This window comes from Ideonella sp. (assembly GCF_035254525.1).
Taxonomy (GTDB): domain Bacteria; phylum Pseudomonadota; class Gammaproteobacteria; order Burkholderiales; family Burkholderiaceae_C; genus Ideonella.
Map to the genome: position 1 here is coordinate 1 of NZ_DATFAN010000130.1, position 7,498 is coordinate 7,498.

Genomic DNA, 7,498 nt, shown 5'->3' on the forward strand with positions numbered 1-7,498 from the left:
GGGCGCTGGTCATGAGCAGCCACGACATGCACTGGGTGGCCCGCGCCGCGACCCATGTGCTGGCCCTGCTGGGCGACGGCCGCTGGCGCGCCGGCACGGCGCAGCAGATGCTGCAGGCCGAACCGCTGCGCGAGATCTTCGGCTGCGATTGGCTGGCCGCTGGCGGCAGCTGGCTGCCGGCCTGAGCCCCTGCCCCACCAAGGTCTTGCGCGGATCCGGCTCCGCCGGTCCGCTGCAAGCGCCCCCTCGGGGGGCAGCGACCGGAAGGGAGCGTGGGGGTCCTATTCCGGCCGCATCTGCCGCAGCGCCCGCGCCAGCTCGATCACCGCCATCGCGTAGTAGCTCGACCAGTTGTAGCGTGTGATCACGTAGAAGTTGCGGGTGCCGGCCACGTAGCTCGGTTCGTCGTCACCGTTGTAGAGCTGCACCAGCGCCATCGGCCCCGGGTGGGCGCGGCCGGCGTCGTCGAGCCTGGCACCGTGCTCGGCGAGCTGCTCGGCAGTGAAGCTCGGCAGGATGTCGGGCACCAGCAGGCGGGCGCGCTGCTCGATGTCGGGCGGCGGCGTGACCGCGAAGTGCGTCGGCATGTCGCTCTGCCAGCCGTGCTGGGCGAAGTAGTGCGCGACGCTGCCCACCACGTCGGCGCCGTCGGCGGCCAGGTCGACGTGGCCATCGTCATCGAAATCGAGCGCATAGCGCAGCACGGTGCTGGGCATGAACTGCGGCAGGCCCATCGCGCCGGCGTACGAGCCCTTCACCGACTGCGGGTCGCGCCCCTCGGTATCACACCAGCGCAGGAAGGCCTCGAGCTCGCTGCGGTAGAAGCTGCTGCGGTCGGAGCGGCCGGCCGGGAAATCGAAGCTCAGCGTGGCCAGGGCGTCGATCACCTTGAAGCCGCCGGTCATGCGGCCATAGAAGGTCTCGACGCCGACGATGGCCACGACCAGCTCGGGCGGCACGCCCCAGCGCGCCTGGGCCTGGTTCAGCCAGGGCTCCTGCGACTGCCACCAGCTCAAGCCCTCACGGATGCGCTGCGGCTCGACGAAGCGGGCGCGGTAGGCGGCCCAGTTCTTCGCGCTGGCCGTGGGCGGCGGCATGATCAACTTGGCGACGCTGGGCTGGTAGCGGGCCTCGGCCAGCTGGGCGATGGCCCATTCGGGGTCGAAGCCTTGCCGCTCGGCCGCCTCGCGGGCAAAGGCGACGACGTCGTCGCGGCGGCCGTAGACGACCACATCCGGTGCGCTGTCGGATCGCGCGGCAGCAGCGGGGGCGGCCTTCGCGTGGCCCCGCGCCGCGGCGGCATGGGCGGCGGGCAGGGCGGCGGCGATGGCCAGCATGGCGACGGCCGCAGGGAGGGCCGCATGAAGGGCGCGGCCGAAGCGGGCGGCAAGAGAACGATGCATGGCGGAATTATCGAGGCGCGGCCGGGTCGGCAGGGGCTGCCGGCACCATGCGTGCCCTGCCAATGGCGGAACGGAAATCACGCCACCAGCCGGTCGGTGTGCCGTCGCGCCCGGGCCGGCCGTAGCGATGCCGCTCGAGCGCCAGCAGGGCCTGGGCCGCGGCATCGCCGCCGGCGCCCCGTTGGGCGCGAAGGCGGGCCGCGAGCGTGGCCAGCGTGTCGCTGGGGCGCGCCTCGATGCCCAGCCGCGTCAGCTCGCGCGCGATGCGCTGGCGCAGGCGCTGCCATGGGGTCTGGCGGCGGGCGTCGAACCACGCCCAGATGGCGCCCGCCAGCCCGGCGCCGACGACCAGGCCGACCAGCACGCGGGCCAGCGCGAGCAGGTCGGGCGACTGCACGCCGAGCCGCCCGAGCAGGTCGAGCTGCTGGCGCTTGCCATAGCCCAGGACCCAGAGATTCCAGCGGTTGTCCAGGCCTTCGACGAGGCGGCGCAGCTGTGCACGCAGGTCGGGGCTGACAGCTTCGAGCGCGCCACCGAACAGGCCCGGCGGCGGCTCGAGCGCCTGGCTGCGCCGGATGCGCTCGGGCGCGACGGCGCCGGTCGGGTCGGCGCGCAGCCAGCCGCGGCCGGCTTGCCAGTACTCGGCCCAGGCGTGGGCGTGGCTCTGGCGCACCGCGTAATAGTCGCCGGTCGGCAGGAAATCGCTGCCTTGGTAACCGGTGACGATGCGGGCCGGCACGCCGAGCGCCCGCATCACGATGACGAAGGACGCGGCGTAGTGCTCGCAGAAGCCCTCGCGCCGGTCGAGCCAGAACTCGTCGACGGGGTCCCCGGCATACACGCCCGGCTCGAGGGTGTAGACGTAGGGCTGGCTGCGGATGTGCTGCAGCACGGCCGCTGCCAGGGCCGTGGCGTCGGCGTCGCGCAGCGCCGGCCGCTCGCGCAGCGCGTTGGCCCAGGCGCGGGTGCGCGGGTGCCGGCCATTGGGCAGGGCGAGCAGCTGGCGGCGCTCGAAGGGGCGCAGCTGCGGCGCGGCGGGGCCCTGCAGGTCAGCCTCGGCCTTGAGCTGCACACGCTCGGCGAGCGGCCGGGGCAGTCGCCATTGGCCATCGGCGTCGGGCTGGGCCGGCAGGCCGACCAGCGGCGGGTTCGCCTCGGGCATGCGGCGCGTGCCCTCGAGCAGGGGCAGCCAGGGCGTGCGCAGCGGCTCGAGCAACATCTCGTAGCGGTAGCGCGGCAGCGCGCCGGATGACGCGCCGGCCTCGATGGCCGGTGGCGTGAAGGCATCGGCGCGCCAGCGCTGGCCGTCGTAGTTGCCGAGCACCGGACCACGGAAGTACAGCGCGTCGGCCGGCGGCGCACGGCCCTCGAAGCGCAGCCGGAAGGCGATGCTGTCGTCGTTCGCGAGCTGGGCCACGTCGCCGAGCTGCAGGTTGTCCGACAGACCGGTCCGTGCGCCGGCGCCCGGCATCGCCCACAGCGGCCCGATGCGCGGAAAGACCAGGAACAGCGCCATCATCACCGGGGTGCCGATCAGGGCCGCGCGCCCCGCGAGCGTGGCGGCCTCGGCCAGGCGCGGGCGGCCGGCGGGCATGTGGGCCAGCGTCAGCGCCGTGAGCCAGCCCCAGACCGACAGGCCCATCGCCACGGCCGTGCCGAAGGACTGCGAGTAGAGGAACTGCGTCAGCACGAGGAAGAAGCCGAGGAAGAACACGACCAGCGCGTCGCGCCGGGCGCGCAGCTCGAGCGTCTTCAAGGCCATCAGCACGACCAGCAGGGTGACGCCGGCGTTCTTGCCGAGCAGCGTGCGCTCGGTCCAGAGGGTCAGGCCCGCGGCCAGCGCCAGCACCGCCACCAGCCACCAGCGGCCCGGCAGGGGCGCCTGGCGCATCGCGAGCGAGCCACGCCACATCAGCACCACTGCGCACAGCAGGCCCACCCAGGGTGCCAGGCGCAGCACATGCGGCGCGATCGTCCAGCCGATGACGGCGAGCATGAACAAGGTGTCGCGCGTCTCGCGGCTGGCAGGGCGCCAGTTCGACCAGCGTGCCGTCACCTCAGCTCCATGCGGCCAGCGCGCCAAGGGCCGCGTGGCGGTGGGCGGCGCCGTCGGCCGGCGGCAACTCGAGGCCGGGCAGGCGTAGCCCGTAGGCCAGGCCTTGCCGCTCGGCCAGCAGCACCCAGGCCGCCAGCCGCGACAGGCGGCTCTCGGTGTCCGGCTGGCGCGCCTGCGACCAATCCAGCCACAGCTCGCGGCGCGCCGACTCGCGGCCCTCGCGGCTGACCAGCTCGCCGCTGCGGGCGACCTTCTTCCACGCGACCTGGCGCAGCGTGTCACCGCGCCGCCAGGGGCGCAGGCCGTCGAACTCGCCGCCCTGGGCGGTCGAGCGCAGGGGCACCGGCCCGCCGGCCACCGCGGCGGCCGCGGGCAGGGCGGCAGCCGGCTGCTCGGGCTTCGGATAGACGCACAGCTGGCCGGCCGGGCGCCACAGCGACCAGGCGCGGAACAGCCCGAACGGGAAGCGCGATTCGATGCGCAGCAGCGGCAGCGCATGCAGCCCGCGGCGCTCGGCGAGCCAGCCCACCGAGACGCTGGACTGGCCGGCCGGGCCGATCTCGGCAAAGGCCAGTTGCGCGGTGACGCCGGGCACCTGCACGCCGAAGCCCAGGCCGTGGCGCGCCGCGCCGGGGTTGGTGACGACGAGCTCGAGCGTCGCGCGGTCACCGGCGAACACCGGCACCGGCGCGCGCGCATGCAGCGTCAGCCCGCGCAGGCTGTTGTGCGTCATGTGCATCGACGCGAGCGCGCTGCCCGCGAGCAGGAAGGTCAGCGCGTAGCCCAGGCTCAGCTGGTAGTTGATCGACGCGACCAGCAGCAGCAGCAGCGTGAGCCCGAAGGCGAAGCCGGCGCGCGTCGGCACGATGTAGATGTTGCGCTGGCTCAGGCGCCATTGCTCGGCCGGGCGTTGGCGCGCTTCCCACCAGGCGTCCCAGCGGTGGCGAAGCCAGGCCAGCATCGCGGGGCTCCGGCTCGCCCTCAGGGCAGCGGCACGGCGTCGACCATCGCGCGCACCTGCTCGCGGCGGCCCCGCCCGGCACCCGGCACCGGCTGCAGGCGGTGGGCGATGGTCTGCGGCAGCAAGGCCTGCAGGTCATCCGGCGTGACGTGGTCGCGCCCGGCCATCAGCGCGCGGGCCCGTGCGGCGCGCAGCACCGCGATGCCGGCGCGCGGCGACATGCCTTCGGCGAACCACTGGCCCGAGCGGGTCGCGGCGATCAGCGCCTGCAGGTAGTCGAGCAGGGCGTCGGATGCATGCACCTCGGGCACCGCGGCCATCAGCGCCTGCAGCTCCGCCGGGCTCATCACCGGCGTCAGGCGGGCGATGGCGTCGCGCCGGTCTTCGCCCGCGAGCAGCGCGCGCTCGGCGTGGCGATCGGGGTAGCCCAGCGTGATGCACATCAGGAAGCGGTCGAGCTGGCTCTCGGGCAGCGGATAGGTGCCGAGCTGGTCGGTCGGGTTCTGCGTGGCGATGACGAAGAAGGGCGTCGGCAGCGGGCGGGTCTGCCCGTCGACGCTGACCTGGTGCTCTTCCATGGCTTCGAGCAGCGCGCTCTGCGTCTTCGGGCCGGCGCGGTTGATCTCGTCGGCCAGCAGCACCTGGGCGAATATGGGGCCGGGGTGGAAGACGAACTCCTCCTTGGCCCGCTCGTAGACGCTGATGCCGATCAGGTCGCTGGGCATCAGGTCGGCGGTGAACTGGGCGCGGGCAAACTGCAGGCCGAGCGAAACGGCCAGCGCATGCGCCAGCGTGGTCTTGCCGACACCGGGAACATCCTCCACCAGCAGGTGCCCGCCGGCGAGCAGGCAGGCGATGCTGTCATCGATCTGCGCCGATTTGCCGACAACGATCGTGCTAATCTGGCCCTTGAGTTGTGTCAATCGCGACTGCAGGGTGGGGCTCATCATCGTGACGGGCACGATAGCTCAGATTGGCCGCGCGCCGGCTCTTGCACCATCACATGACGACCGCCTATTTCACGCATCCCGACTGCCGCGCCCATGACATGGGGCGTGGGCACCCCGAGTGCCCCGCCCGCCTCGATGCGATCGAGGACCACCTGCTCGCCACGGGCCTGGACATCGCGCTGACCCGCTTCGATGCGCCGCTGGCGCGCCGCGAAGACCTCGCGCTGGCCCACGCCGAGGGCTACCTGATCGAGCTGGCCGAGTTCATGCAGCAGGCCGCTGCCACCGGCGAACAACGCGCGCTCGACCCTGACACGACCGTGTGCCCGGCCACCTGGCAGGCGGCGCTGCGGGCCGCCGGCGCCGCGGTGGCGGCCACCGATGCCGTGATCGACCGGCAGGCCACGAACGCCTTCTGCGCGATCCGCCCGCCGGGCCATCACGCCACGCGCTCGGCGGCGATGGGCTTCTGCTTCTTCAACAACGTGGCGATCGCCGCACGCCACGCGCTCGACGTGCGCGGGCTGGAGCGGGTGGCGATCATCGACTTCGACGTGCACCACGGCAACGGCACCGAAGACATCGTGGCCGGCGACGAGCGCATCCTGATGGCCAGCTTCTTCCAGGACCAGCTCTACCCCTTCTCGGGCGGCGTGCCACTGGGAACGAACATGGTCAACCTGCCGATCCCCGCCTACACGCGCGGCGGCGAGATCCGCGAGCTGATCGAGGCCAACTGGATGCCGCGGCTGGAGGCGTTCCGCCCGCAGATGCTGTTCATCTCGGCCGGCTTCGACGCCCACCGCGAGGACGAGCTCGGCCAGCTCGGCCTGGTCGAGGCCGACTACGAGTGGATCACCCGCCGCGTCGTCGACGTGGCCCGGCGCCACGCGCACGGCCGCATCGTCTCCTGCCTCGAAGGCGGCTATTCGCTCAGCGCCCTGGCCCGCAGCGTGGCCGCGCACCTGCGCGCGCTGGCCGACGTCTAGGGCCGCCTTTTGCGGCTGAGACAATCGGCCGCATGACGACTTCCTCCCTGTTGCCTGCGGTTACGCTGGACGAACTGCTTGCGGCGTTGTCGCACACCAGCGCCTGGATCGAGGCCGCGGTGGTGCTGGCGTGCCTCGGCGTGGCCTGGTTGATCGTGCGGCTGGTGCGCGGCGCCGAGGCGCCGGCGCAGTCGGTCTGGTTCGGCCGCCGGATCATCGATGGCGTGCTCTTCCCGGTGCTGGCCCTGGCCCTGGCCTATGCCGCGCGCCATGCGCTGCCCCCGCTGGGGGTGCCGCTGGCGCTGTTCAAGATCGTGCTGCCGGTGCTGCTGTCGTTCGCGGTGATCCGGCTGTCGGTGCGGGTGCTGAGCGCGGCCTTCCCGAACTCGCGCGTGATGCGCCTGGCCGAGCGCACGATCTCGTGGCTGGCGTGGCTGGCGGTGGTCGGCTGGATCACCGGCGTGCTGCCGGTGGTGCTGGATGAGCTCGACGATATCCACCTGAAGCTCGGCGGCGCCCGGGTCTCGGTGCGTAACCTGATCGAGGGGGCGCTTTCGGCCGGCTTCGTGCTGGTGCTGGTGCTCTGGATCTCTGCGGCGATCGAGGCGAGGCTGCTGCGGGGCGCTTACGGCGAACAACTCTCTCTTCGCAAGGCGGCGGCGAATGCGGTGCGCGCGCTGCTGACCTTCGTCGGCCTGCTGCTGGCGCTGACGGCGGTGGGCATCGACCTGACCGCGCTGTCGGTGCTCGGCGGTGCGGTCGGTGTCGGCATCGGCTTCGGCCTGCAGAAGCTGGCGGCCAACTACGTCTCGGGCTTCGTGATCCTGGCCGAGCGGTCGCTGCGCATCGGCGACACCGTCAAGGTCGACGGCTTCGAGGGCCGCATCACCGATATCGCGACCCGCTACACGGTGATCCGCGCGCTGAATGGCCGCGAGGCCATCGTGCCGAACGAGATGCTGATCACCCAGCGGGTCGAGAACCTGTCGCTGGCCGATCCGAGGGTGCTGGTGTCGACGACGGTGCAGGTGGCCTACGGGACCGAGCTGGCGCGGCTCGCACCGCTGCTGGCCGATGCGGTGAGCCAGGTGCCGCGCGTGCTGCGGGATCCGGGGCCGGTCGTGCAGCTGTCGTCGTTC

The 7,498-nt window shown here is 72.7% G+C and carries 6 protein-coding genes and 1 pseudogene; 3 read left to right on the top strand and 4 right to left on the bottom strand.

Translation table 11 applies throughout. From position 1 onward, the window contains the following. A pseudogene (locus VJ693_RS12985) lies at positions 1-185 on the top strand (ABC transporter ATP-binding protein); the annotation flags it as partial. Positions 186-281: 96 nt separating this feature from the next. Here the strand turns inward: VJ693_RS12985 and mltB are convergent. The 4 genes from mltB to VJ693_RS13005 are packed head-to-tail and all read right to left on the bottom strand — an operon-like array spanning position 282 to position 5,367. After that, positions 282-1,403 carry a lytic murein transglycosylase B gene (mltB, locus tag VJ693_RS12990; RefSeq protein ID WP_324154705.1) on the bottom strand — a complete coding sequence of 374 codons (1,122 nt, stop codon included), beginning with the start codon at positions 1,401-1,403 and terminating at the stop codon, positions 282-284. 7 nt (positions 1,404-1,410) lie between these two features. Then, positions 1,411-3,459 carry a DUF3488 and transglutaminase-like domain-containing protein gene (locus VJ693_RS12995; RefSeq protein ID WP_324154707.1) on the bottom strand — a complete coding sequence of 683 codons (2,049 nt, stop codon included), beginning with the start codon at positions 3,457-3,459 and terminating at the stop codon, positions 1,411-1,413. 1 nt (position 3,460) lies between these two features. Then, complete coding sequence (locus VJ693_RS13000) at positions 3,461-4,420, bottom strand: DUF58 domain-containing protein (protein WP_324154708.1); 960 nt, start codon at positions 4,418-4,420, stop codon at positions 3,461-3,463. A gap of 20 nt (positions 4,421-4,440) precedes the next feature. Further along, the gene (locus VJ693_RS13005) at positions 4,441-5,367 is read right to left on the bottom strand and encodes an AAA family ATPase (protein ID WP_324154714.1); all 927 of its coding nucleotides are present in this window, start codon (positions 5,365-5,367) and stop codon (positions 4,441-4,443) included. A gap of 56 nt (positions 5,368-5,423) precedes the next feature. On the opposite strand from VJ693_RS13005, the gene VJ693_RS13010 reads away from it, so the two are divergent. Continuing rightward, entirely contained in the window at positions 5,424-6,359 is a 936-nt protein-coding gene (locus tag VJ693_RS13010; protein ID WP_324154710.1) for a histone deacetylase family protein, read from the top strand. A 32-nt stretch (positions 6,360-6,391) separates the two neighbouring features. Further along, a partial coding sequence (locus tag VJ693_RS13015) for a mechanosensitive ion channel family protein (protein ID WP_324154712.1) occupies positions 6,392-7,498 on the top strand: 1,107 nt, incomplete at its 3' end.